The sequence below is a fragment of the Neobacillus cucumis genome, assembly GCF_002860255.1.
Classification (GTDB): Bacteria; Bacillota; Bacilli; order Bacillales; family Cytobacillaceae; genus Neobacillus; species Neobacillus cucumis_A.
This window is the reverse complement of record NZ_PGVE01000015.1, coordinates 15148-41251: the sequence shown is the minus strand read 5'-3', so window position 1 is coordinate 41251 and position 26104 is coordinate 15148. Positions and strand designations below refer to the sequence as shown.

The 26104-nt window shown below is 38.4% G+C and carries 20 protein-coding genes; 17 read left to right on the top strand and 3 right to left on the bottom strand.

Annotated features, from left to right (window positions below; translation table 11 throughout):
* Nucleotides 1-67 precede the first annotated feature (67 nt).
* Entirely contained in the window at nucleotides 68-946 is an 879-nt protein-coding gene (locus CVD27_RS02435) for a YsnF/AvaK domain-containing protein (RefSeq protein WP_180960121.1), read from the bottom strand.
* A 311-nt stretch (nucleotides 947-1257) separates the two neighbouring features.
* On the opposite strand from CVD27_RS02435, the gene CVD27_RS02430 reads away from it, so the two are divergent.
* Nucleotides 1258-2466, top strand: a complete 1209-nt coding sequence (locus CVD27_RS02430) for a metallophosphoesterase family protein (protein ID WP_101646310.1) — start codon at nucleotides 1258-1260, stop codon at nucleotides 2464-2466.
* 298 nt (nucleotides 2467-2764) lie between these two features.
* Nucleotides 2765-3652 (top strand): fumarylacetoacetate hydrolase family protein, encoded by an 888-nt coding sequence (locus tag CVD27_RS02425; protein ID WP_101646309.1) that lies wholly within the window; start codon nucleotides 2765-2767, stop codon nucleotides 3650-3652.
* A 66-nt stretch (nucleotides 3653-3718) separates the two neighbouring features.
* On the opposite strand, the gene CVD27_RS02420 is transcribed toward CVD27_RS02425, so the two are convergent.
* A complete protein-coding gene (locus tag CVD27_RS02420; RefSeq protein ID WP_101646308.1) occupies nucleotides 3719-4630 on the bottom strand; it encodes a LysR family transcriptional regulator in 912 nt (303 codons plus the stop codon).
* Nucleotides 4631-4780: 150 nt separating this feature from the next.
* Between CVD27_RS02420 and gdhA the strand changes: the two genes are divergently transcribed.
* The 9 genes from gdhA to CVD27_RS02375 all read left to right on the top strand — a co-directional run bounded on the left by gdhA (nucleotide 4781) and on the right by CVD27_RS02375 (nucleotide 17921).
* Nucleotides 4781-6157 carry an NADP-specific glutamate dehydrogenase gene (gene gdhA, locus CVD27_RS02415; protein WP_374703035.1) on the top strand — a complete coding sequence of 459 codons (1377 nt, stop codon included), beginning with the start codon at nucleotides 4781-4783 and terminating at the stop codon, nucleotides 6155-6157.
* Between the two features lie 145 nt (nucleotides 6158-6302).
* Entirely contained in the window at nucleotides 6303-7010 is a 708-nt protein-coding gene (locus CVD27_RS02410; RefSeq protein ID WP_101646306.1) for a hypothetical protein, read from the top strand.
* 418 nt (nucleotides 7011-7428) lie between these two features.
* Nucleotides 7429-8442, top strand: coding sequence for a substrate-binding domain-containing protein (locus CVD27_RS02405; protein ID WP_101646305.1), 1014 nt, complete (start codon nucleotides 7429-7431; stop codon nucleotides 8440-8442).
* The gene (locus CVD27_RS02400; RefSeq protein WP_101646304.1) at nucleotides 8432-10282 is read left to right on the top strand and encodes a cache domain-containing sensor histidine kinase; all 1851 of its coding nucleotides are present in this window, start codon (nucleotides 8432-8434) and stop codon (nucleotides 10280-10282) included. Before CVD27_RS02405 ends, CVD27_RS02400 begins: the two co-directional genes overlap by 11 nt.
* 6 nt (nucleotides 10283-10288) lie before the next feature.
* Nucleotides 10289-11491, top strand: a complete 1203-nt coding sequence (locus CVD27_RS02395; RefSeq protein WP_101646303.1) for a response regulator transcription factor — start codon at nucleotides 10289-10291, stop codon at nucleotides 11489-11491.
* 211 nt (nucleotides 11492-11702) lie between these two features.
* A complete protein-coding gene (gene chvE, locus CVD27_RS02390) occupies nucleotides 11703-12779 on the top strand; it encodes a multiple monosaccharide ABC transporter substrate-binding protein (RefSeq protein WP_101646302.1) in 1077 nt (358 codons plus the stop codon).
* Nucleotides 12780-12828: 49 nt separating this feature from the next.
* The gene (gene mmsA, locus CVD27_RS02385; protein ID WP_101646301.1) at nucleotides 12829-14364 is read left to right on the top strand and encodes a multiple monosaccharide ABC transporter ATP-binding protein; all 1536 of its coding nucleotides are present in this window, start codon (nucleotides 12829-12831) and stop codon (nucleotides 14362-14364) included.
* Nucleotides 14365-14369: 5 nt separating this feature from the next.
* Nucleotides 14370-15593, top strand: a complete 1224-nt coding sequence (gene mmsB, locus CVD27_RS02380; protein ID WP_374703034.1) for a multiple monosaccharide ABC transporter permease — start codon at nucleotides 14370-14372, stop codon at nucleotides 15591-15593.
* 246 nt (nucleotides 15594-15839) lie between these two features.
* Nucleotides 15840-17921, top strand: coding sequence for a carboxypeptidase-like regulatory domain-containing protein (locus CVD27_RS02375; RefSeq protein ID WP_101646300.1), 2082 nt, complete (start codon nucleotides 15840-15842; stop codon nucleotides 17919-17921).
* 60 nt (nucleotides 17922-17981) lie between these two features.
* Here CVD27_RS02375 and CVD27_RS02370 read toward each other — a convergent pair whose 3' ends face one another.
* Nucleotides 17982-20378 carry a M14 family zinc carboxypeptidase gene (locus tag CVD27_RS02370; protein WP_101646299.1) on the bottom strand — a complete coding sequence of 799 codons (2397 nt, stop codon included), beginning with the start codon at nucleotides 20376-20378 and terminating at the stop codon, nucleotides 17982-17984.
* 278 nt (nucleotides 20379-20656) lie between these two features.
* Here CVD27_RS02370 and CVD27_RS02365 point away from each other — a divergent pair, with 278 nt between their 5' ends.
* The 6 genes from CVD27_RS02365 (at nucleotide 20657) to CVD27_RS02340 (ending at nucleotide 26075) form a co-directional block, all read left to right on the top strand.
* Nucleotides 20657-21457, top strand: coding sequence for an SDR family oxidoreductase (locus tag CVD27_RS02365; protein ID WP_101646298.1), 801 nt, complete (start codon nucleotides 20657-20659; stop codon nucleotides 21455-21457).
* A gap of 116 nt (nucleotides 21458-21573) precedes the next feature.
* Nucleotides 21574-23499 (top strand): BglG family transcription antiterminator, encoded by a 1926-nt coding sequence (locus CVD27_RS02360; protein ID WP_101646297.1) that lies wholly within the window; start codon nucleotides 21574-21576, stop codon nucleotides 23497-23499.
* A 24-nt stretch (nucleotides 23500-23523) separates the two neighbouring features.
* The gene (locus CVD27_RS02355) at nucleotides 23524-23973 is read left to right on the top strand and encodes a transcriptional regulator GutM (RefSeq protein WP_180960120.1); all 450 of its coding nucleotides are present in this window, start codon (nucleotides 23524-23526) and stop codon (nucleotides 23971-23973) included.
* A gap of 16 nt (nucleotides 23974-23989) precedes the next feature.
* Nucleotides 23990-24541 carry a PTS glucitol/sorbitol transporter subunit IIC gene (srlA, locus tag CVD27_RS02350; RefSeq protein ID WP_101646296.1) on the top strand — a complete coding sequence of 184 codons (552 nt, stop codon included), beginning with the start codon at nucleotides 23990-23992 and terminating at the stop codon, nucleotides 24539-24541.
* 19 nt (nucleotides 24542-24560) lie between these two features.
* Nucleotides 24561-25574 carry a PTS glucitol/sorbitol transporter subunit IIB gene (srlE, locus tag CVD27_RS02345; protein ID WP_101646295.1) on the top strand — a complete coding sequence of 338 codons (1014 nt, stop codon included), beginning with the start codon at nucleotides 24561-24563 and terminating at the stop codon, nucleotides 25572-25574.
* Nucleotides 25575-25709: 135 nt separating this feature from the next.
* On the top strand, nucleotides 25710-26075 hold the full coding sequence (locus tag CVD27_RS02340) for a PTS glucitol/sorbitol transporter subunit IIA (RefSeq protein ID WP_101646294.1): 366 nt from the start codon (nucleotides 25710-25712) through the stop codon (nucleotides 26073-26075).
* The last annotated feature ends 29 nt before the right edge of the window (nucleotides 26076-26104 follow it).

Below are 26104 nucleotides of genomic sequence, written 5' to 3'. Positions count from 1 at the left end.
ATTATCATCCCTAAATAAACAAAAGGGTGCTATAAAATTAAACTCTTAGGACACCCGTATTTTTAAATTAGAATCTATCAGAATCCACACGATCGCTGTCGGTAGTAGTTTCACTAACTGAAGCGTCGCCCTCTTTATTCACCTTTGCTTCCTCACGCTTTACATTTTCTGTTACCTTTTGGGTTTCCGTTACTTGCTTTTTGCCAATTACCAGTTCTTCAGATACGACAGGTTTCTTTGTAACTTCAACTTTTTCCTCGACAATTGGAACTCGGATGGTTTCATCATCGCCTATTGGTTTTGTTGTGTCTGCTTCATTCTCGTCCACTGCCCGTCTTTCTACATAGACCTCTTCATGTTTGACTGGAACATTTACTGTTTCCTGTTCTTCAACGACTTCTTTTTTAACCTCTACTTCACCTGTCTGAACACGGTGTTTATTAACATCCAACTGTTCTTCGCGAAGCTTTAATGAGCGCTGCTTATCTGTGTCGAAAGTATCTTGAAGACCCGTTTGTTCACGAGCCATAGTTTCTGTGGAGACACTGTCGATTGCATTATCATATCCAGTTCCTTTTTTAGCAAGAAGCAGGACTTTTCCGTCATTGATATCATCTTCGTATTTTAGTGCATCTACCTCACTGATACCCTGAGCAACCAAATGATCATAATAGGTAGTTCTGTCTTCATCATTTTGATACATACGATCCTCAAACGGGGTAAACAGGCTTGCTAAGAACCCTTGGTGCTCCTCTGTTTGGGTATGATTACTTGTGCTTATCTCCTGGGAAGCTACTCCTGTTTCTTCTTCGATGGAGGAAGGGACATCTGTTGTATTGCCGATAATCGACAAGTCATTTACAGAATATCCTTCGTTTTGGTATTCCTCAATGGCTCGAACCACTTCATCACTAGAATTATAAACACCTAAAACTGTTTTACTCATAGTTATAGCCTCCATTTCTTTTTTTGTTTGCTTATAAAGCTTACAACTCATACGTACCCGGCTTATCAACATTGGAAACCAATTTTCTCCAATGGGCTATAAATTGAAATAAATTACTCCTTCTTAGTCAAGGAAATAATAAAAAGTTACCAATTAATAAAAAAATAACGAAAATTAAACCAATCGCTAAAAATAAATTTACAATTTTTTGATAAAGTTTGAGATAGATTTTCCATGTTCAGTTTTTCATTGTTGCTTTAAATCTGATTCATTAAAAAACCAGACTTATTACAAGAAATGGGGGAGTTTATATGAGTAACCAAAATGAGAACAAAGCGCTAAACAGAAGGGACTTCATAAAAGTAGGAGGGATGAGCACACTGGCGCTAACGATTGCCACTGCCGGAATACCAGGAGTCGATTTATTTAGTACTGTAGCTCAGGCTGAAACCAATGATAATAAAAAACTTCTATTTAATCCGGATGGAAAGTTTAAAATTGTGCAGTTTAACGATACTCAGGATGATGAGCGGATTGACCGCAGGACTGTTGAACTTATGGAAAAAGTGCTTGATAGTGAGAAACCAGACTTTGTAGTATTGAACGGTGACATCATTACCGGAGGCTGCAATTCAGAGCTTGAGATGAAAGAAGCGATGAATAATGTGGCACAGCCTATGGAACAAAGGGGAATCAAGTGGGCGGTTACTTTTGGAAATCATGATGAAGATTCGACACCGGCAGGCGGTCTTGATGAGGAAGCCATGCTTAAATATTATATGACCTACAATTACAATGTTAATCAGCCAGGGGTAAAAAGCATCAATGGGACTGGCAACATGAACTTGCTTATTAGGGATTCCAAAGGCAAGAAGGCTTCATTTAACCTTTGGCTGCTAGATAGCGGCAGATATGCCCCTAAAACGATTGCAGGACAAGATTTTAGTGGATACCCGACTTGGGATTGGATTCGCTTCAGTCAGGTAGATTGGTACTATGAGACTTCCAAAAAGCTCGAGCAGCAGGTTGGCTATAAGGTTCCTTCTCTTATGTTTATTCATATTCCTCTTTGGGAGCATCGATATATGTGGTTTTCAAGTGTAGATAGCAGAACTGAAGAAGATCATGCCCGAGCTGTTACAAAGCATCAAATTGTAGGAGAAAGGAATGAAGAGGAGTGCCCGGGTCCTGTTAATAGCGGGTTGTTTTCAGCAATGCTTGATAGGGGAGACGTCAAAGGCGTATTTTGCGGCCATGACCATGTAAATACATATATGGGGAACTATTATGGAATTTTACTAGGTTATTCGGGCAGCACCGGTTTTGGTACTTATGGACTGTCAGGTGCAGAACGCAATCGATTACGAGGGGCCCGTGTTTTTAATTTGGATGAAAATACAGAGAATGTCTTAGTTGAAACACACATGGTATTTGCAAAGGACTACGGAATGGATCTCACCGCAAATGATCAAAGTATGGACCCTGTTCCAATGCCAGAAAAACAAGCAGTTAAAAACTAGAAGGGTGTAACCCTTCATTGTTTCAAATATCGGCATTCTAGGTTTGGTCCTAAACTTGGTAATTGTAGAGAAGGTCTTTCACCGGTTTCAGGAGGAGGCCTTTTCTTTTTATTTGAGCAAAATATTTTTTTAAAATACACAAAATTATATTGTGGAAAAATTCTGTTAAAATATTTGTTTCAGAGAAAAGTACCTGATATGATTCAAATATATTATGTTCAATTTATTATATAGAATTTTTAAGATAAATTTGGAAAACTTCATATCTAATAGAAAAATAGAAAGGATGTAAAATGAAATGAAACTACTACATTTTAAACAGAATAACCAATCCTATCTTGCAGTGAAAACGGAGCGAGGCATTCTAAATATCCAAAAAGCAGTGGAAACACTAAATTGCGAATGTCCGGTTACTTTGGAAGACCTTATTTTACAAGGGGAGTCAGGGCTCTTTCAAATGAATAAATTAATCGATCTGGCAATTACGCAAAATACGCCGGATTTGTTTATGAATGAAAATCAAATTACATACGGACCAAGTGTAATAAATCCGGAAAAGATCATTTGCGTTGGCCTTAATTATGTAGACCATGCCGAGGAATCCAAAATGGAAATTCCTACTTCTCCTATTTTATTTAGCAAATTTAGTAATACACTCGAAGGGCACAATGGCAAAGTGAAACTGCCAGCGGATGCTGAAAAATTTGATTATGAGGCTGAGTTGGTTGTTGTAATAGGGAAAACCGCAAGCAACGTCTCCGAAGAAGAAGCGCTCTCCTATATTTTTGGCTACTCCGCAGGTAATGATTTATCTGCAAGAGATTTACAATTTAGAACGGGCCAGTGGCTGCTTGGAAAATCATCGGATGGCTTCGCACCAATCGGTCCCTATTTAATCACCAGTGAAGAAATACAGGATCCTCAGAATCTATCCATTTCTTGTACTGTAAATGGGGAAACAAGACAGCAGGCTAATACAAAAGATATGATCTTCAGCTGCGCTAACTTAGTCTGCTATATATCGAAATATATGACATTGAAGCCGGGAGACGTCATTTTCACTGGTACTCCACAAGGCGTAATTTTGGGCTATGCGGAGCAAGATCAAATCTGGCTTAAAGCTGGAGATAAAATCAGCGTGACAATTGAGAATATTGGCACTTTAACAAATACCTTAGAAGAATAAGCAAAGGGACGGTTCTGCTGCATCCAAAGAGAGGCAGAGAGAATCGTCCTTTTCCATTGCAATTTTTTAATTTCTAAACTCATTCAATCTTTCATAGGTTTCAAGCAGGAAATCATAAAACAATACTTCGGTTGGGAGCAGTTTTCGTTCGGTCGGATAAATGACACCAACTGTTCGAGTGAGGCTCCCCTCTGATATTGGGATGATGACGGTGGACCGCGGTGTGTTATCTACCAATGTCATCTCTGGCATCAAGGCCACACCTAAGCCTGCAGAGACTAACCCTTTTAATGCATCAATATCCTTTCCCTCGAAGGCAATTTGTGGGGAAAAACCTGCCATATGGCAAGCCTGAACAACTTGTTCACGAAAGATGAATCCTTCAGGGAGCACACAGAATTGGTCCTCTTTTAAGTCCCTTAATCTAATCGACTTCCGACTAGCTAATGGATGATGAACAGGAATGAGAGCCACAATGTTTTCTGTGAAAAGAATCGCTCCATTGATTTTTTTCTCTTTTTCCAGATTGGGCATCGGGGCAATCATCGCCAAGTTAAATTCACCATTTACAACACCATCAATTAAATCATAATATAGTGCATTGCTCATTTGGAATTTAGCTTCCGGGTACCTCCTTCGAAAAGCATAAATGATCGATGGTAGTGTATGAGCTGCCATGCTGATAGGGAAAGCAATACGAACCGTCCCTTTTTCAGGATCTAAATATTCTTTTACTTCTCGCTTTGCATCCTCCATCATGTTCCAGACCTGCTTCATCCGTTCAAAAAAAATTCTCCCTAAAGGCGTTAATTTGACACTCCTTCCCTCACGTATAAAAAGTTCAACACCTAATTCATCTTCTAAATTGAAAATTTGTCTGCTAACGGAAGATTGGGCAACATGCAAGGCATCTGCAGCCTCTGTTACATGCTCTCTTTTGGCCACTTCCAGGAAATATTGAATTTGCCTTGTCTCCATTTTTTCACTCCATTTTAATGCGTTTTACGCATTAATTTCATCGGAAAATAATATTGAAACTATCAATTATAAAATTATAGAATGAAACCACACTTAAGAAAAGGAAATTTTCTAAACTTTAAAATATATTAGGGGATGAATGTCATGAAAATGCTGGAAACAATAGAGGAGAATCAAACGCAAATTGTAAAAGAGTACGTAAATCGTTTATTTAAAGTTGTTCAAGATCGTAATCCAAATGAATGGGAGTTCCAGCAGGCTGTTAGAGAAGTATTCGATTCTTTAGTACCTGTCCTTGTGAATAATCCAAGCTATATCAAACAAGCAGTTCTTGAAAGAATGATCGAACCGGAGCGCATGATTACGTTTAGAGTTCCATGGGTAGATGATAAAGGGAATGTAAAAGTGAATCGTGGATATCGGGTACAGTTTAATAGTGCAATTGGACCTTATAAGGGAGGACTAAGATTTCACCCTTCCGTTAACACAAGCATTATCAAATTCCTCGGGTTTGAGCAAATCTTCAAAAATTCATTAACAGGACAGCCGATAGGCGGTGGAAAGGGCGGTTCTGATTTTGATCCTAAAGGTAAATCGGATTTAGAAATTATGCGTTTTTGTCAGAGTTTTATGACAGAACTTAGCAGACATATCGGGCCCGATACGGATGTTCCTGCAGGTGATATAGGAGTAGGAGCTAGAGAAATTGGATATATGTTCGGGCAATATAAAAAATTAAAAAATGCGTATGAAGCAGGAGTATTAACTGGAAAAGGCATTGGTTACGGTGGAAGCTTAGGCCGGAAGGAAGCAACAGGATATGGACTGGTATACTTTGTAGAAGAAATGCTCAAAAGTCAGGGTTCAAGCTTTAAAGGAAAAACAGTTGTGGTATCCGGGTCAGGAAATGTTTCCATTTATGCAATGGAAAAAGCCATGCAGTTTGGTGCAAAAGTGGTCGCATGCAGCGATTCAAGCGGCTATGTTTATGATCCAAATGGAATTCAACTAGAAACGGTAAAAAAATTAAAAGAAAAAGAGAATAAAAGAATTTATGAATATGTAAAGGAACACCCAGAAGCTGTTTTTCAGGAAGGATGCTCTGGTATCTGGGCAATTCCGTGCGAGATTGCTTTACCATGCGCAACGCAAAATGAGTTAAATAAGGAAGCAGCAGATATGTTAGTTTCAAATGGCGTAAAGGCGGTAGGCGAAGGTGCAAATATGCCTTCCACTCAAGAAGCCATCGACACTTTTATGGAACATCATATTTTATTTGCTCCTGCCAAAGCAGCCAATGCTGGCGGGGTTGCAGTCTCCGCTTTAGAAATGGCACAAAATAGTGCAAGACTAGCTTGGACACAAGAAGAAGTGGATACGAAATTGCAAGATATTATGAAAGATATTTATAGTAAGAGTTTGAAAGCATCAGAAGACTACGATGCCCCAGGGAATCTTGTTGTCGGTGCTAATATAGCTGGTTTCGTAAAAGTAGCTGATGCAATGATCCAACAGGGAGTTATATAAAAAGTTAGTTAAAATAAAAAAATACAGCACCAGTAAAACGAAGAAAGGCCACTGTTTGGTGGCCTTTTTTATTTCGTATCGCAGGGCGATATAGCTTGCAAATAAATCGAAAAACCTTCATATTTAAAAGAAAAGGAGGCCCGATATGCGACGTGATATACAACCTAACGAACGAGCATACTCCTCTAAGGAAGTGGCTGAAGAAGTGGGAATTGCAACACCTACTGTTCGAAAGTATGGCCAAATCTTAGAGCGGAATGGATATGAGTTTTTAAAAGATGGTGATCGGCGTATTTTTGTTCAATCTGACATCGGAGCGCTTATAGCGCTGCGCGATACGGACAAACCCTTAGACGATACAGCTAAAGACCTTGCGTATCAACAAAAGGAAAGATTAGAAGAAACCAATAAAACAGAGGTCGCGATATCCGATACATATGAAAATCTACCCCAAGACCCCAACCAATTAAAAGAGATTTTAATGTTTGTAGTCAATGAACTCGCAGCTGCGCGTGAAATGAATGCCCAGCTGACCAACGATATGTCTCAGCTTAAAATAACGGTTTCCCGGCTTCAGCAAGATCATCATGTTATAAGTTCTAGTATTGGAAATTCAGCACAAAAAACACATGCTAAAATTGAAAAGCTAACTGAGCAACAAAAAACATATTATGAAACATTGCTGCACCAAGAAATGGAGAAAAGTGAATTTCTGCAAAAAGAATTACAAAGTATACGGGATGAACAGAAAAAAGAATGGCATTCACAAAATGAATTTAATAAACGTTTAGAAGAAGCGATACAGGAACCTAAAGAAAAACGGGGATGGCTTTTCTCTTTGTTCAAAAAATAAGGTGTTTTTTTGATCAATGAATCGTTTATAGCGTTATGCAATATGGGACAAAACCTTCGACGTGGCTCCAACATGTCCTCAGTTGTTCGACAAATCAGATTTACTATTTTCATATTCTAACAAATTCCCGGGAAATATCTACAAATTCTGAGAAGATATCGACAAAATTACTTAGATAAATGGTTGGCATGTTTTAAGTCTTTTAATCCTCACCCTTTCTGAGGATTGCCAAATAAATCATTTATTCAAAAGCTATAAAACCACTTCCTATCATTTAATGGAGTGGTTTTTTGTTGTTGAAATTTGCTTATTGTGATGTGACAAGCCGATTAAAATTGATATTATAATACGTATATATGTGTATTTTAGTAGAATCGTGTAATTTTTTGTAAGATTTTTATGAAAGGGGTTTACTAAACTGAAAAAGCTAATAGTTGTTTACATCTTTCTCCTTGGGCTTTTTGCTTTATATCTATTTTATTATAAATCTACAAGTTTAAATGAAACCGCTTTAGAAAAAGCCCAAGAGGGAATACGCGGTAATATGAATGAAAAATATGTCATGGTTACATTCCAAGCAGGACATGACTATTGGAAACGGGCCTTAAAGGGATTTGAGGATGCGGCTGGTGCCTTAAATGTTTCTATTGAATACCGGGGGGCTGCACAGTATGATGTCCACGAACAAATTACCGTCCTAGAGCAGGTCATTGCCAAAAAGCCCGATGGCATCGCAATCTCAGCCATTGACCCCGATAAATTAACAACGACTATTAATAAAGCAATAGATGCTGGTATTCCTGTTGTTCTATTTGATTCGGGGGCACCATCCAGTAAAGCGCAAACCTTCATAGGCACGGACAATTATAATGCAGGGGTAATGGGTGCACAGGAAATGGCTTCATTGTTGGACAATAAGGGGCAGGTAGGTATTGTAACATTACCCAATCAGTTAAATCATCAGGAAAGGGTAAAAGGCTTCTTAGAGACAATGGAAAAGGATTATCCTGGGATTAAAGTAGTAGAAGTGAAAGATGGAAAAGGAAGCGAGCCGATTTCAAGAATGGCAGCTAAAGAACTTTTATCCAAATATCCTCATTTAAACGGGATCTTTGCTACTGAGGCTATTGGAGGCATTGGAGTGGGAAGTGCTGTAAGTGCCGTAAAAGGGAAAAATAAAGTAAAGATTGTCAGCTTTGACACGGATAAACCAACGCTAGATCTGATTAAAGACGGAACCATCTCGGCTACACTTGCACAAGGTACATGGAAGATGGGGTATTGGTCCATGCAGTTTTTATTTCATTTGAATCATAAGCTGACTGCTGACTCAAAGCTGGGAAACATAAGTGCTCCTCCACTGCCGCCTAATGTAGATACAGGCGTCTCTGTCATCACTAAAAAGAATGTAGGGGATTTTTATGGACAGTAAGAGATTGATCAAACTGTCTTTCAACCCAAGTGGTTTAGAAAAATGGAGGATCAATGATTTTTCGATCCGTTATAAATTAATTGTCTTGTTGTTATTGATAAGTATCGTACCTTCCATTGGACTCAGTATTCTTACTAGTATGACTGTTGAGCGTATTATTGAAAAACAGGTAACAGAAAATACCTTGCAATTAATTGGCCAAGTCAATAAAACTTTAGAAAGCTATGCCAATAATATGCAAAATATAAGTTATTTGATTTCGTTTAATCCAGAAATTAAAAGTTTCATAGATCAAACTCAAGATAGTAAACCATCTGGAGAAACGGATTCCTATGAAATGAAGGAATTTTTACGCAACCTTACCACCTTGTATCCTGAGGTTGCAGGTATTCTCGTCGTAAATAGCAGCGGGAAATACGTTAGTAATGAACTATATTCAGATTCTAATAAAAATTTAACACAGGAAAAATGGTATAAACAGGCTGAAGAAAATAAAGGTATTTTTAAGATCCTCGGCCATCCATTTAATCGGGATGTAAAAAGTTATGTACAGTATAAAGACAGTGATGTGATATCAGTAGTCCGAGCGATTATCGACCCTGAGACTCAGAAAGTGAAAGGGGTTGTCTTAATAGACTTAAAACTAAGAGTCATAGCGGAGGCAACAAAGGATGCACGTCTCGGAAAAACGGGCTATTTAATGGTATTGGATGAGAGAGGCGAAAACATTTATACACCGGCAAAAAAACTCATTAAAAGGTTTCCTTTGGAATGGGCAGCTGGGGGTGAAGCAGGAACATTTTTTAGGCAGATCAATGGAAGCAAAACACAATTCATCTATCAAAAATCCTCTTTTACGAATTGGACAACTGTAGGGGTATTCCCTTCTAATGAAGCGGTTTCAGAAGTCAAGGAAATCAATTTTTATATGATTAGCTTTGTTTTTATTGTCTGTTTAATTGGAGTAACAGCCTCCTATTATTTATCTAATTCCATGTCCAGACCGATTGGTCAGTTAATGTCATTTATGAATAAAGCTGAGACAGGGGATTTATCCGTTCGATATAGGGGAGAACGAAAAGATGAGCTGGGTATGCTTGGCCGAAGCTTTAATAAGATGCTTATACAAATCAATCATCTTATATCATTAACAGAAAAACAGGAGAGACAAAAGAGGGAAGCAGAGCTTAGAAGTCTTCAGGAACATATAAAACCGCACTTTTTATACAATACCTTGGACACCATTAACTGGATGGCACGGAAACAAGGAGCAGAGGATGTAGCTGACCTTGTGGGTTCCTTATCTAAACTATTTCGGATCGGTCTTAGCCGCGGTCACGATGTCATTTCTTTAAGTGAAGAAATAGAACATATACAAAGTTATCTCCAAATACAAAAGGCGAGATATAAGGATAAATTAAATTATACGTTAGATGTTGATCCGCATATCAAGAATGTCATCATTCCGAAACTGGTTCTCCAGCCCATTGTAGAGAACGCCATTTATCACGGAATTAAGGAAAGAAGAGGCCCTGGTCATATTCTCATTAAAGCGGAGGATTGGGTGGGCGATATTATGATTCGTGTGACAGATGATGGAAAAGGAATTTCCAGAGATAAATTAACGGTCCTTCAAGAGAATCTTGGAACTCCTTTATCAGAGGATGAAGAAAGAATCACTCTCGGATATGGAATGAGAAACACGCAGGCAAGAATTAAGTTCACCTGTGGGGAACGCTATGGTCTATATATTGATAGTGAAGAGGGAAAGGGAACCACAGTTTCTATTTTGCTGCCTAGAGAAAGCAATGATATAAGAGAAAAGGATATAAAGAGGTGAGGCATCATGAAAGAAAGTTTAAGAGTTTTGATTGCAGATGATGAACCAATTATCCGTGAAGGAATTAGAGAGGCTGTCAATTGGCAGGCACTTGGGATGACAGTGGTGGCAGAGGCTGAAGACGGAGAGGAAGCACTTGAACTAGCATTACAGCATTCTATTAATATTCTGCTAGTAGACTTAAACATGCCGATAATGAATGGGATTTCCGTGATTAAACACGTCAGGTCACAGCTGCCGAAATGCAAGATCGTGATTATTACTGGATATGATGAATTTAATTATGCCCAGGAAGCCCTGCGATTAAATGTTTCCGACTATATCTTAAAGCCGGCCAACCCAGTGCAGCTGCAAACCTTACTTGAAAAAGTCCGAAACGATTTAAAAGCGGATTTAAAGCAAGAGGAATTTGTAAAGTTGGCATCGACTCAAATAAACAAAAATATCGGCCTGCTTCGTGAACAGTTGTTTTATGATTTACTGGACGGCAAGTCAAGTGAAGAGGAAGCATTCGAGCAGCTCCAGTTTCTTGGTTTACCTATTAAAAGTCCGAAACAAATAGGGGTTATACAATCTCCAGAATACTATGCCAATAAGCTTGTTGTAACAGGTGATGATAATCAGTTAATTTCCATTGCTCTAGAAAAGCTTATTTTGGGAGAGCTTGAACATTTTGAGAAGATTTTTATCCGTGATTACTCAGGATGTATGTTAATTTTGCTATGGGATTCGATCAATGAAGAAAAGATGATGAGAATTGGGAAACGAGCGAAAGAAGAGTTAAAGATTACGATCCATTCCTGTTTTGAACCGTTAAAAAAGGATATAAGCAGTATTCCGGTGGCTTATCAAGCATGTAAACAAATAATAGAACAGGATTCCTCTATTTCACCTGTCGTACGCCGGGCCAGAGACTATATTTTTGAACATTTTTTTGAGCCCAGTATTACGCTGGAAAAGGCAGCCGAATCTCTGCAGGTATCTCCCGTGTATTTAAGCAGAATTTTTAAGCAGGAATTAGGCATATCTTTTGTCAGCTTGGTCACCAATCTTCGAGTTAAAAAGGCCATTTCACTGTTGAATTCGACAGACTTCTCCATTCTTGAGATTGCAGAGAAAGTCGGGTATGACACACAGCATTATTTTAGTACGGCCTTTAAAAAAGTGATGGGGGTATCCCCGAATCAATATCGAAAAACTCCAATATAAAAGGTTCTTGAAAAGGGGCATGTCGGTTATACCATCTGACATGCCCCTTTTATTTTGGAAAAAAGTAGAATGAAAGCGATTTAAAATAAGTTGAATTTTTATAAAAATAGTTATTTTTTTAAAAAGACCTGTTTTTCATTCGGTGATATATTGAACTTACTGAAGCGCTTTCTTAAAAACTTGTTAGTAGTAGAAGAAGGGAGGAACCTACATGAAAAAATGGTTATCAATAATAACCCTATTATTAATGTTAGTATCCTTAACAGCTTGCGGCACCAATCAAGCGAGTGGTAAGGAAGGTGGCTATGTTGGGATTTCAATGCCGACAAAATCCTCCGAAAGATGGGTAAATGACGGGGAGAACATGGCCAAGCAATTTAAAAAGCTGGGCTATAAAGTCGATTTACAATATGCAGAGGATGTTGTCGAAAACCAGACAGCCCAAATTGAAAACATGATTACAAAGGGTGTGAATGTATTAGTTATCGCACCGATAGACGGCCAGGCTGCATTGACAAATGTTTTAGAAAGAGCACACAAATTAGGCATTAAGATCATTGCTTATGACCGCTTAATTAGAAACAGTAAGTATATTGACTATTATGCAACATTTGACAACTTTGAAGTAGGAGTTCAGCAGGGAACATATATAGAAGAGAAGCTGGGTTTGAAGGAAGGGAAAGGTCCTTTCAATATTGAGTTGTTTGCAGGCTCACCTGACGATAATAACGCATACTTCTTCTTTGATGGGGCGATGTCCATCCTAAAGCCATATATTAAATCAGGAAAATTGGTTGTACGAAGCGGCCAAATGAAATTTAACCAGGGAGCAACCTTACGTTGGGATGGCGCTCTTGCTCAATCAAGAATGGACAATCTATTAAGCGCCCATTATTCAAGTAAGCGAGTGGATGCGATTCTTTCCCCTTATGATGGTATAAGTATTGGGATCATTTCCTCATTAAAAGGCGTCGGCTATGGCAAAGGTGACAAACCAATGCCAATTATAACCGGACAGGATGCAGAACTGGCTTCGATTAAGTCGATCATCCGAGGAGAGCAAACCCAAACGGTCTTTAAGGATACAAGGAAATTGGCGGAAAAAGCAGTCGAAATGGCTGACTCTGTTTTAAAAGGAAAAAAGGCAGAAGTGAATGATACCCAAACTTATGATAACGGAGAAAAGGTCGTGCCAGCTTATCTATTGAATCCGCTTTCCGTAGACAAAACAAACTATGAATCTTTATTAATAGACAGCGGCTATTATACGAAAGATCAGCTTAAATAATATCAAATAAAAAATTTTAGCCTATATTTAAAAACAGGCGGGTGATCCTATGACAAACATCCTTTTGGAAATGAAGGGTATTACGAAAGAATTCCCAGGTGTGAAAGCACTTGATAATGTAAACTTGAAAATTAAAAAAGGAGAAATACATGCTCTTTGCGGTGAGAATGGCGCAGGCAAGTCTACCTTAATGAAGGTATTAAGCGGAGTCTATCCGTATGGCTCCTATAGCGGTGATATCTTCTATAATGGCAAGGAATGTCAATTCAAAGATATAAAGGAAAGTGAAGATTTAGGGATTGTTATCATCCATCAGGAATTAGCTTTAATCCCCTATCTGTCTATAGCAGAGAATATTTTTTTAGGAAATGAACAGGAAAAAAACGGTGTCATCAATTGGAATACCACCATCAAGAAAACTAGGGAACTGCTGCAAACAGTCGGTCTGAATGAATCACCCAATACGCTTATTACAAACATTGGGGTCGGGAAGCAGCAATTAGTTGAAATTGCGAAAGCGCTGTCCAAAGAAGTGGAGCTATTAATCTTAGATGAACCGACTGCCTCTTTAAATGAAGATGATAGTGAGAATCTATTAAATTTATTGCTAGAGTTCAAAAAACAAGGCATGACGGCGATCATCATTTCTCATAAATTAAATGAGATTTCTAAAGTCGCCGATTCTATTACGATATTACGTGATGGAAAAACGATCGAGACATTAGATATGAAAAAGGATGAAGTCACCGAAGATCGCATCATAAAAGGAATGGTTGGCCGAGACTTGACTCATCGATATCCGGAAAGGAAGCCGAAGATTGGAGAAACGATTTTTGAAGTCAGAGACTGGAATGTTTATCATCCCCAGCACCAGGAGCGTAAAGTAATTGACCATGCCAATCTCTATATCCGAAGAGGGGAAATAGTTGGGATTGCGGGATTAATGGGGGCAGGGCGAACCGAACTGGCGATGAGCATCTTTGGTAAATCCTACGGTAAGAAGATAGGCGGACAGCTTTTTATGAAGGGGAAAGAAGTAGCCTTTAATGATGTCAGCCAAGCAATTAATCAAGGTCTTGCCTATGTTTCCGAGGACCGCAAGGGAAATGGATTAATTTTAATGGAAGACATTAAGAAGAATATCACCTTGGCAAGCCTTGATAAGTTGGTTAATAAATTCGTTATCGATGAAAATAAAGAGATTATGACAGCCGAAACCTATCGCAAAAAACTCAGGATCAAAACGCCGAGCATCTTTCAAAAGGCTGGAAATTTAAGCGGCGGTAATCAGCAGAAGATTGTGTTAAGTAAGTGGATTATGTCAGAACCTGATGTGTTAATTCTTGATGAGCCTACACGGGGGATTGATGTTGGAGCAAAATATGAAATTTACTCCATCATAGATGAGCTGGCAAGGGAAGGAAAAGGAATTCTCATGATCTCCTCTGAACTCCCGGAAATTCTAGGCATGTGTGACCGAGTCTATGTTATGTGTGAGGGACGGATCACCGGAGAATTGAGCAGAAAAGATGCAAATCAAGAAAGCTTAATGAGGTTAATGACACAAAGTACGGTTAGGGGGTAATGGAAGTGCAAACAATCATGCAAAAGGTAAATAAAAAAGAGCCAGCCTCTGGCGGAAACTCTAATGGGAGTATGCTTGGAAATTTCCTAAAGAGTAATGTAAGACAATATAGTATGATCATTTCTCTTATTTTCATTATGGTGCTCTTTCAAGTTTTGACAGACGGGCTATTACTGAAGCCATTAAATATTACAAACTTAATCCTGCAAAACAGTTATATTCTCGTGCTGGCCATCGGAATGGTACTCGTTATTATCACAGGTCATATCGATTTATCCGTAGGATCTATTGCGGCATTTGTAGGAGCTATTTCAGCTATTTTAATGGTTAATCATGAAATACCAACTTTCGTTGCTGTTGTTCTTTCTTTAATCATTGGGGCATTAATTGGCGCTTGGCAGGGATTTTGGATTGCCTATGTGAAAGTGCCAGCTTTTATTGTTACACTTGCAGGTATGCTTCTTTTTAGAGGATTAACCATGATTGTTCTGGAAGGTAAATCTATCGCGCCTTTCCCGGAAAGTTTTCAAAAAATGAGCACAGGATTTATGCCGGACGTATTTGGCGGTTCAGGCCTTCATGTTACAACACTCATGATTGGTATTGTCTTGTCCGTACTTTTTGTTCTTGGCGAAATCAGTAATCGAAAAAACCAAATTAAACACAGTCTGGATGTTCAACCACAAGGGATTTTTCTAGCCAAGCTTGCTGCAACTGTTATTATCTTGAATTTATTTACCTACTCATTGGCATTGTATGAAGGTATTCCAAATATCCTCGTCATTCTTGCCTTACTAATAGTTGTTTATCGCTTTTTCACTAACCGGATGAAAGCGGGACGCCATGTTTATGCCATCGGCGGCAATGAGAAAGCAGCCTTGTTATCTGGTGTGAAAACAAAGAAAGTTACTTTCTGGGTATTTGTCAATATGGGTGTATTGTCAGCTCTTTCCGGCCTGCTTTTCGCAGCCCGATTAAATGCAGCAACACCTAAAGCAGGTAACCTGTTCGAACTGGACGCTATTGCTGCTTGCTTCATCGGCGGAGCCTCAGCTTACGGTGGAATCGGTACAGTTCCTGGAGCGATTATCGGCGGTCTTGTTATGGGAATTATGAATAACGGAATGTCATTGCTGGGTCTAGGGATTGACTGGCAGCAAGGGATTAAAGGTCTTGTACTATTAGCAGCAGTGGCCTTTGATATTTATAACAAAAATAAAGCTTCTTAGCATTATAAAGGCAGTTTCAAAATGATTAGAGCGTAAATCATCATCCAAGTTTAATAGATACTGATAAAAAGACTACTTCTAAATGAGGTAGTTTTTTTACTGCTTACAAGCAAGTTCATGTCGAAAGAAATTTGAGTAACAACTTAGTGTGATATAGAGGAAAAAAAGGGGAAAGGTGGAATATATTAAGTTGGCCAAAATTACACTTGGTAAATTTTGTATTTACCAAAACAGGGGGGGAAAGATATGGGAAAAAAGGTTGTAAAGTTACTTTTATTACTGGTACTTATCATGAGTGGTACTGGTACCATCAGTAATGCAAAAGCAGCAACGGTTAAAAATAATCCTTTAAAAACGGTAAGCGGAACCATTAAAGAGGATGGAAAATCCGTGAAAAACTCTCTAGTCTTGATACAGGATAAAGATAACTCAAAATGGATTCATACCTTAACTGATGGCAAAGGAGAATTTAAATCAAAACTTTCAGATGGTACATACAGTGTGAAGGCATTTAAGGGAAAAAATAGTCCTTGGTTTAGTGTGAATGAAAAATTCATTGTAAAGAAGGGGAAAATTAAAGGCTTAAAAGAAGGTGAGATTGACCTTTCCAAAAAGGAAAAAAGTAAAAAGCCAAGTACGCAATCCAGTAATTTCAATGGTGTATTAAAGGAAGGAAGCAAAGGGTTAAAGGCGAATTTAATTATCTCCAAATACGATAAGGAAGAAATATATACCGTTTCCTCTATAGGAAATGGAAGTTTTTCCGCCTCTCTTTCTGATGGTAACTACTATTTATTTGGAATTGAAGAGGATGGCGGATTTTATCGTTACACGTTTGAATTCACTGTGGAGAATGGAAAAGTATTGGTTGAAGGGGTAGAACAATCTAATCTTTTCATTTCAATCCCAACGAATGCTTATTCAGGGAAAGTAGCAGATTCAATTTCAGGTTTAGCTGGGGCTGAAATCGTATTGGAGAAGTCTCTTTCTGACGATGAGTACGATACGGAATATATTCAAAGTACAACGACAAGTAAACAAGGGACCTTTTCATTAAGAGCATTGTCTGATGGCACCTACAGCATTAGTGTTTACCACGAAACTTACTATTCATGGAATAGTGTAACTTTTACTATTCAAAATGGAATAGCTTATGTTAATGGTGTTAAGACTTCATCATTTCAAATAAAGGTGCCTGATCTAAATGTAAAAGGTACGGTTACAGATGGAAAAGCACCAATTGGAAATTCCTACATTACTTTTGAAGGGCAAATAGCGGAGGGAGAATATATAGGATTTAGCACGCCAGTTGATTCTAAGGGTAATTATCAATATAGATTACCAGATGGTAATTATACAGTTTATAGTATTGATGAACAAAACCGCAATACAACTGTAAATATCCCATTTGAAATTCAAGATGGGAAACTTCTGCAAAATGGAGTAGTAGTAACTAACTTAAAAATTGTCCTGCCACCTGTTACTTTTAATGGGAAAATAGTAGACTCCGGGGTTCCTCTACAAGGTGCCATAAATATTGAAAAAAATCTTGAAGATGGCAACATGGAATGGTATAGTGCCGTGACAGATGAGAATGGTTTATACTCCTTACGACTTACAGATGGAAACTACCGAGTGACAGGGGGATACCTATTTGAAGAAGGTCAAGATGTTGGTCTTAGTGCTGAATTTAACATTATAAACAGTAAACTCTACGTCAATGGAGAAGAAAGGTCTATTTTAGAACTACAGATTCCTCCGGTAAGTGTAAATGGATTGGTTACAGAAGGAGACCATGCTTTAACAAGTGGATCGATTTCTGTTACTTCAGAGGATCAGAGTTTTTATAGTTGGAAGAATCTCAATCCTGACGGTACATTCACATTACGTCTAGCAGATGGTAACTATAAAGTCATGGATGTGTACTTAGAAGATGGAACAAGTGCATCGATTAATCAATCCTTCTCTATCGTAGATGGAAAGACTTATGTGAATGGAGAGTTACAGGAGGTATTAAAAATTTCAGTGCCTCCCGTTACAGTTAAGGGATTCCTTACACAATCAGGCAACCCTGTTATAGGATATCTCTACATTATGGAGACTAACAATGCAGAGAATCCTTTAGAGGCATGGGCGTATACGAATGAGGAAGGGAAATTTCAACTCCGGCTTCCGGATGGCAGTTACAAGGTGTATGAAGTATATTTAAATGATGGAACCACCGTTAGTTCTGATATGGAGTTTAAGGTAGAATCAGGACAATTATATGTTAATAATGAACCTGCGGAGGGAATTCAAATTGAGATGCCAGTAACTACTATTGAATAGAGATTGCTGCATTAAAAGGCCTGGCTCATTTTTTGTGCCAGGCCTTTATTACTTACTTTCTTATTTTTCAAAAATAGCATTCGATAGGAGTCGGAATAAGTAATCCGTATGGTCACGGAAGCCAACTTCTAATCCCATGAGTGTTACGTCTTTATCCTGTTCTTTAACAATGACTGCCTGGCCCTTAGCATCTGCCTTTTTATTAATCCAATGGCCGGCCATAAAGAAGTCATCATCACTTCCTAAACTTGCAACCACTTCATCATTGCTAGTTCCCGTATACCAAACGGGGCGATAAACAAATCCAAGATCATCCTGTCCATATCCAGCTGATACACCAGTTCCCGTATAATGTACCTTCACAATTCCGTTGCTATTGGATCCCGCTGTATTAATACTATCATCAGTAAGACCTAATGTTTTGGTAGCGTTCGATGCACCTGCACCCACGGCTATATATTTTCCGCCCTTGCTTACAAAATAGGTGACTTTGGTTTTAAAGGAATCAAATTGGCTTGCATTCTCGAATCCAAATTCTTTATTAGCAGACGATAATTTTTCTGGAAGGGAGATGAGACTCTCTGTACCGCTATAGACAAATACATCAAAGTCACCTAAACCGTTTTTAGCCACCTTAACCGGTGTTACTTCTGTTACCTCAAAACCAAGTCGTTTTAGAGCTAACTTGGTTCCGCTGTGAGACTGCTGTTTTCCCATACCGCCATCTTTTAGAATAGCCACTTTTAAACTGGTTAATTTTGTTGCGGCAGCTGGTGCCTTCTCGGCGGTTCCCACTTGGATACCTGATGCCTTGACCGCTGCAGAAATTTGATTAGCTGGTGCTTCTACATAAAAGTCACCGTTTGCATCCCGTTTTACGGATACCCCTTGCTGAAGAAGTGTATTTACTAGATTCACAGCTTTAACAGAACTATTCGGTATAACAAATGGGCCCTTTCCAGAGATTGCCCCTTGTTCTGTCACCTGATTGACTTTTGTTGTAATCGTATTAACATCGGTTTGCGTTGGAGTGGCTTCAAAGCCCCAAAGTTCAGGTAAGCTCCATGCTGAAATATCATACATAGCCGGTGTATCGTTCGAGATATCCTCGCCATCCCAAAGCATCGTATTAGCTAATCCTGCCTTTGCTTGATCCATTTTTACAATATAGGTTCCCTTAGAATATGTTTTTCCATCAACAGTAAACTCTTTTGCTGCCTGCTCTACTTCAATATCGTTTTTCAGCAAATGATTAACGGCTTTATGGGTTACAGTTGGATCCTTTTCATTAACCGGAAGAATATAAGCTTTCGGGAAGAAGCCGTCCTGATGGAATGGATGGTCAAAATTGATTCCGCGTTTGAACATTTCAATTTGATCAGTAATCATGGCTTGTTTATTCTCGGTAGCAAATTTTAGTGCACCCATAATGGCATCATATTGCCAGCGAACACCATCCCAATCGTTGGTAGGTGCTTCTAATGTATGACCGTACGCACCATGGTACATGGCATACATTGGTGTAAAAATTGGCGGATAGTCGTCCCAGCCAGCAGAATCATCGCGCTGTGGAACATAAACACCCTCCATGCTCTTATAAAGATCCCCTTTAAAACTAGCCTGATCTGCCTTAATGTTTGCTTCCATGGCTTCTGCCTGCTGATAAGCCCATTTATTATAAAGATCATACTCATAGTTCGGATTATGTGGTGGTGTACAAGGTTCGATTAAGCCTTGACGGTTTGGAGCATAATTTTTAACATATCCGTGTGTATCAAGAAATACCATCGGATTCCATTCCTTAATTAGCGAAACGGTTTCTTGCGTTTCTGGCTGTGATTGAGTGATAAAATCACGGTTTAGGTCAATTCCTTCCCCGTTAAAACGTGTGGCATTGACACGGCCATCCGGATTTTGGACGACATTAAAAATAAGAATGTTATTGGCTAAAATAGTCTTTGTTTCGTTGTCATTCTGGGTAGCAAAACGTGCAATTAATTGGAGAATAGCATCGCTGCCTACAAACTCTGTTCCATGGATCGATCCATTAATCATAACCGGAACTTTAAAATCCGGGTTTGCGGCAATCCAATCCTGGGCCTTCCCTGGATTTTTAAACATTTGCTTTCTTAGAGATTGTATTTTGCCAAACTTTCCTTGGGTGGTAGGGTCAGCGATGGTAACAACATAAAGAGGATTTCCATCTGCAGATGTTCCGCGGACCTCAACCTTTACACGGTTGGATTGTTTCTCAATGTTTTTGAGCGTTGTCCCAATTTGTGAGAATTTTATAAAATCATAGTTTTCGCTATTAAACTTGCTTCCATCTTGTTCTTCGTATGCATTCACGTTTGTCCATTTTTGTCCCTCAGCAAAACTGGTTGTCCAAGGAATAGTGGTAACTAGACTCACTACCAGTAAGCTGGCTGCCACTTTTTTCTTTTTGTTCTTTTTCACTGACTTATCCCCCTAGTTATGTATATTTATTACTCTTCGTGAATCTTTATCTATTATATTACTAAAAAGGTAAAATTTACAACCTACTATTTTCCTTAAATTAGGAAATCGGAAGGATGAGCATAGGTAAATAGTGCTAAAAAATATTCCCGGCTTAATAGTTTAACCGTTTTCACTTTTAGGTGAAAAAGTGTGTATTAATTCTTTTGAGGAAAATTTCTATACTAAGTACATAGATTGAAACCGCTTTATAGAATGTGAGATTAGGAGGAAATACATTGAATACATCATGGCTTGAATTAGAAGGTAAGGTAGCAATTGTTACAGGTGGTGCATCAGGAATCGGAAAAAGTATTGCAGATCAATTACGCCAAAATGGAGCAAAGGTTGTTGTTTCCGACCTTAATGTTGCGGAAGGCAAACAAGCTGATGGTACTTATTTTATGAAATGTGATGTCACCAAAAAAGAAAGCATTGACGCTATGGTTGATAAAACAGTGACATTATTTGGAGCTGTAGACATTCTTGTTAATAATGCAGGAATCAATCTTCCGAGATTATTAGTAGATGTAAAAGGCGAAAGACCGGAATATGAGCTAAGTGAGAAGGATTTCGACTTTATGGTAGCAGTTAATCAAAAGGGTCCATTCCTTTGTTCACAGGCTGTTGCGAAAGAAATGGTTAAACAAAACAAAGGTGTTATTATCAACATTGCATCAGAGGCTGGACAAGAAGGGTCAGCTGGTCAAAGCTGTTATTCTGCAACCAAAGGGGCTGTCATCTCATTTACTCGGGCTTGGGCTAAGGAATTAGGTAAGTATAATATCCGGGTTGTAGCAGTTGCTCCGGGAATCATGGAAACTACTGGATTGAGAACAGATGCTTATAATGAAGCATTAGCCTATACACGAGGTGTTACGGTTGATGGTTTAGCAACAGATTACAGTAAGTCCATTCCTTTAGCAAGGGAAGGAAAACTAAATGAAGTAGGCGAGTTAGTTACTTATCTGGCTTCGGATCGTTCTAGTTACATTACTGGAACTACGGTTAATATCTCAGGCGGTAAATCTCGAGGTTAATGTGAGTAAGAAGGCTATGCCTAGATTAGCATGTAACAATAAGAACTGATAAGTGTGCATCCATTTATTTTTCGGGTATAATTTTTGCAATCGTTTTTAGAAGGAGGTGGTGAAGAATGTCTGATTTAATGGTGGATGAACGAGTTGTTCAAATAATTGAGATCCTAAAGAAGAGAACCTATTGTACGTTGGAGTATTTAGCGGAAACAATGGGGGTTAGTACGAGAACAATCCGTAATTATAGTAAACAGTTAAATAGCGATTTAGAAGGTATCGCATCAGTAGTGAACGAAAAGGGAAAAGGCTACCATCTGCTAATTGAAGATAAGCAGTTATTTGAGGGCTTCATGGAAAAAATCCAGACAAATAAAAATCAACAGGATTCACCACAAAGCCGGATTGCCTTCATTATTGACAGACTTATAAACAGTGATGAAATTAATACTCTTGATGAATTAGCTTTTCAAATGAATATTGGCAGAACGACCCTTGTCAATGAATTAAAGAGAGTGGCTGTGGTATTAGAGACTTATGATTTATCGATTCGAGGAAAACAAAACAGCGGCATGTATTTAAGTGGGAATGAACTTAACCTTCGTTTCTTTATCTTGGATAACCTTTATGACTATTTATATAGTGCTTATCCACTGGATGGAGATATTAAAGAGGAGATATTCCGTATTGCTAATCAATTTGATTTGGAATCAACGACACAAAACCGACTTATTCGCTTCATTATTGTCATGTTAGACCGTTTGTTAAATGGTCATCCGATTACAGAGATTAATGAGAGGCACTATAAACTGACCGAAACAAAGGATTATCAGCTTGGGTTAGAAATTGCAGCTGCAATTGAAAGACATCTCCCTATTAAGATTCCGCAACCTGAGATTTTATTCATTACATTACCAATTGCCGGCCGCAGAACGCCGACAAACAATCGGACGTTGGCAGATGTCACGGTAACTGAGGATGTCAAAAATCTTTTGAATAAAATTATTGAAACTGTGGGGTTTGAAAAGGGAGTCATCCTTGAAAATAAGGAATTTTTTGAGGACCTGCAATTCCACTTAACGTTTATGTTAAATCGGTTGATGTTTGGAATGAGGATTAGCAATCCATTACTAGCTGATGTAAAAGAGAAATACCCAGTCGCATATAAAATGTCAGAAATCGCCGGTAATGTTATTGAAGCAGAATATGGTTTAAAGGTGTCAGAGGATGAACTAGGATATATAGCCTTCTATTTTGGAGTATTTATTGCCCAGAATGAAGTGAAGGTGAAGAGGCTTCGTGAGGTTGCCGTTATTTGTGGAACGGGGCGAGGGACCGCAAAATTAGTTGCTATTCAGCTTCAGCGGGTGTTGAATCAAAACACGAAGATTGACTTGTTTTCCGAATCAGAGATAACGAAAGAAGGATTAGCAAATTATGATATGATTTTTTCAACCGTTCAGATTTCAATTGAGACAGAAGCTCCATTAATTTCAATCAATGAAATTTTTGACGAAAAAAGTATTTCACAACAAATTGAAAGAGTGACTTATTTACAGAAGTTCAAGTTGAAAGATACAGGAAATAATCATTCCATCATTAAGATGCTAACCAATGAAGATAAATTTTTTGTTTTAGATAGTCAGAAGGGTTACAAAGAAAATGTTGATTTGATGATTGAAGATTTAGTCATGAAGGGTTATCTCGATGAGGCTTTCAAAGAGCGTCTAAAAGTTAGGGCGGAAAAAGGATCGATGGTATTTGATCAATACATTGCCCTTCCGCATACCGTGAATCAATGTTCAAATAGAATTGAGCTGGCACTAGGTGTATTTCCCGAAACAGTCATAGCTGATGGGAAAGAAATAAAATTAGTCTTCCTAATGGGAATTCCTGAACAGACTGATTATGATGCTAGTCTTTTAGTGAAGATTTACGATGAGATTATTCGGATTGCTGCTAGTCAAAAGCTTGTTAGCCAATTGGCTGGGACAACAAGCTATGAAGAGTTATCAAAATATCTTGAGCAAGCTAGCAGGTTTTCATAAATCAATTTGTAAGGAAGTGAAATAATGCAGATTTTTATCATCATGATTTTTATTGCAGGTGCATTTATTCTTCAAATGGCATTAGGATATCTCCAAATTAAGCATTTTTCGAAAACGTATGCAGAATTAAGAAGAATTGGTAAAGTGGCTATCGGCAAGAAGCCTGGAAAAATTCGCTCTGGAACCATTGTTATGTTTGCTATTACCAATAGTGGTAAAATCCTCAAGGCAAAGAAAATCCAGGGAGTTACCGTCATGGCAAAGGTAAAAGATATGTCAGGCTTTGAAGACAAAAATATCAGAACACTTGAAACCAAGGATCTTACTGAATGCAATAAATTACTAAAATTAGCCATTCTAGATGCAGTTCATAATTATAAGGTCATCATGAGCGGGGGAGAAATTCCTGAAAAGAATAGTCTCTTTAAACGAATGATGCTGCAAGCAGAACGTGTGGCTGCTGTAAAAAAATAAGAAGAGGTGATCGTTAATGGATTATATTGTAGTATTTGCCGAGGGCTTTATGAAGTTATTTCAAACGGGTGCACACACGTTTATTTCATGGATGAAGGGAATCGTACCGGTTGTTTTATTATTAATGGTTGCGATGAATACGTTGATTCAGTTAATTGGAGAAAAACGGATTAACAGGCTTGCGATGGCTTCCAGCAAAAACCCGCTATTAAGATATTTAGTGCTCCCATTTATTGGGTCGTTCATGTTAGGGAATCCAATGGCATTATCATTAGGACGGTTTTTACCAGAAAAATATAAACCGAGCTATTATGCTTCAGGTGCTTATTTCTGTCATACAAGCAATGGATTATTCCCGCATATCAACCCTGGAGAATTGTTTATCTTCCTAGGTATCGCAGCAGGGATTGAAAAGCTTGGCTTCAGTACAGCGGAGTTGGCAGTCCGTTATCTGCTTGTAGGTTTGGTTATGAACTTCTTTGCAGGCTGGATTACAGACTTTACAACAAAATTGGTTGAAAAACAGCAAGGCATTAAATTAAAAACAGAAGTGAAGTTACATCACTAGGATGTAGGGAGGGTTCAAGATGACTGAGTATCGTTCAATTAAAATTGTAAAAGGAAGCGGTGGTTTTGGAGGACCGTTAACAATTACTCCTACTACAGCTAAAAATAAAATTGTTTATATTACAGGCGGCGGGGCTAAGCCGGCAATTGTAGATAAAATTGTGGAACTAACTGGAGCGGAGGCTGTAAATGGGTTTCAAACGTCGGTTCCTGATGAACAGATTGTGCTGGCTATCATTGACTGTGGCGGTACATTACGCTGTGGAATCTATCCACAAAAACGTATTCCAACTGTTAATATTATGCCTACAGGTAAAAGTGGTCCTTTAGCTAAATTTATTACGGAAGATATTTATGTATCTGCTGTTGATGTTGATCAGATTCAACTACTTGATGGGGCAGAGATACAAGTAGCTGCTGCAGCGGAAAAATTACCTGAGCCGGAAAGAGAATATAAATATAGCACGGATAAAAAGATCTCTCAAACGTTGGCAGCTAAAAAGAATAAAAGTATCATAACGAAATTTGGACTTGGTGCCGGTAAGGTTATTAACACTTTTTATCAAGCAGGTCGTGATGCAGTCCAAACGATGATCAACACGATTATTCCCTTTATGGCCTTTGTATCCTTGCTAATTGGAATCATCCAAGGCTCTGGAATCGGTAATGTATTTGCGAAAATGATGTCACCGCTTGCAGGTAATATCTGGGGACTACTTTTAATCGGTTTCATTTGTTCTTTACCATTCTTATCTCCATTACTTGGTCCAGGTGCAGTTATCGCACAGGTTATTGGTACATTGATTGGGGTGGAAATTGGGAAGGGAAATATCTCACCAAATCTAGCGCTGCCTGCATTATTTGCAATAAATACGCAAAATGCCTGCGATTTTATTCCAGTAGGTCTGGGTCTTGCTGAAGCTGAACCTGAAACAGTAGAGGTTGGAGTGCCTTCTGTTCTCTATTCTCGATTCTTAATAGGGGTCCCAAGGGTACTTGTCGCTTGGTTAGCAAGTTTTGGTTTATATGAATAATTAGTGAAAAAAAGTGTCAATTAGTTTTCTGTGAAAAAATTGAAGTATACTGCATTTATACACTCTTATCTAGACTAACTAAGAAGAATTGGAGGTTTAGGGCTCGGCAATTTCGGTTGCCAATGCCGTGAGAATATGAAAACAATTTATGAAAATGAAGTAAAAAGTATTGGGGCTATGGCAAATACTTTTCTAGAGGAAAAAATGCTGATTTTATTTGGCGATGGAGCACCACAGGACTTGAAGGACTTTTGCTATAACATTGAAGTTGTTAATGTTGAAGAAGATATCCAAGTAGGACAAACACTGTACATTAACAATGAAAAGTTCAAAATCACCTCTGTAGGGGATGTTGTTCAACGAAATCTTTCTACTTTAGGACATATTACCTTGCGCTTCGATGGCTCAACTATTCCGGAATTACCGGGAACTCTATATTTAGAGGATAAAGAGGTACCAGCCATCGAAGTAGGGTCTGGCATAAAGATTGTAAGTGAATAACCAAATTTAATTCTTTAGCAAATAGAGGT

Excerpts from the sequence above, each read along its gene's own strand:
- CVD27_RS02435 (WP_180960121.1), bottom strand. The coding sequence starts at position 946 with ATGAGTAAAACAGTTTTAGGTGTTTATAATTCTAGTGATGAAGTGGTT.
- CVD27_RS02430 (WP_101646310.1), top strand. The coding sequence starts at position 1,258 with ATGAGTAACCAAAATGAGAACAAAGCGCTAAACAGAAGGGACTTCATA.
- CVD27_RS02425 (WP_101646309.1), top strand. The coding sequence starts at position 2,765 with ATGAAACTACTACATTTTAAACAGAATAACCAATCCTATCTTGCAGTG.
- CVD27_RS02420 (WP_101646308.1), bottom strand. The coding sequence starts at position 4,630 with ATGGAGACAAGGCAAATTCAATATTTCCTGGAAGTGGCCAAAAGAGAG.
- gdhA (WP_374703035.1), top strand. The coding sequence starts at position 4,781 with ATGCTGGAAACAATAGAGGAGAATCAAACGCAAATTGTAAAAGAGTAC.
- CVD27_RS02410 (WP_101646306.1), top strand. The coding sequence starts at position 6,303 with ATGCGACGTGATATACAACCTAACGAACGAGCATACTCCTCTAAGGAA.
- CVD27_RS02400 (WP_101646304.1), top strand. The coding sequence starts at position 8,432 with ATGGACAGTAAGAGATTGATCAAACTGTCTTTCAACCCAAGTGGTTTA.
- CVD27_RS02395 (WP_101646303.1), top strand. The coding sequence starts at position 10,289 with ATGAAAGAAAGTTTAAGAGTTTTGATTGCAGATGATGAACCAATTATC.
- chvE (WP_101646302.1), top strand. The coding sequence starts at position 11,703 with ATGAAAAAATGGTTATCAATAATAACCCTATTATTAATGTTAGTATCC.
- mmsA (WP_101646301.1), top strand. The coding sequence starts at position 12,829 with ATGACAAACATCCTTTTGGAAATGAAGGGTATTACGAAAGAATTCCCA.
- CVD27_RS02375 (WP_101646300.1), top strand. The coding sequence starts at position 15,840 with ATGGGAAAAAAGGTTGTAAAGTTACTTTTATTACTGGTACTTATCATG.
- CVD27_RS02360 (WP_101646297.1), top strand. The coding sequence starts at position 21,574 with ATGTCTGATTTAATGGTGGATGAACGAGTTGTTCAAATAATTGAGATC.
- CVD27_RS02355 (WP_180960120.1), top strand. The coding sequence starts at position 23,524 with ATGCAGATTTTTATCATCATGATTTTTATTGCAGGTGCATTTATTCTT.
- srlA (WP_101646296.1), top strand. The coding sequence starts at position 23,990 with ATGGATTATATTGTAGTATTTGCCGAGGGCTTTATGAAGTTATTTCAA.
- srlE (WP_101646295.1), top strand. The coding sequence starts at position 24,561 with ATGACTGAGTATCGTTCAATTAAAATTGTAAAAGGAAGCGGTGGTTTT.
- CVD27_RS02340 (WP_101646294.1), top strand. The coding sequence starts at position 25,710 with ATGAAAACAATTTATGAAAATGAAGTAAAAAGTATTGGGGCTATGGCA.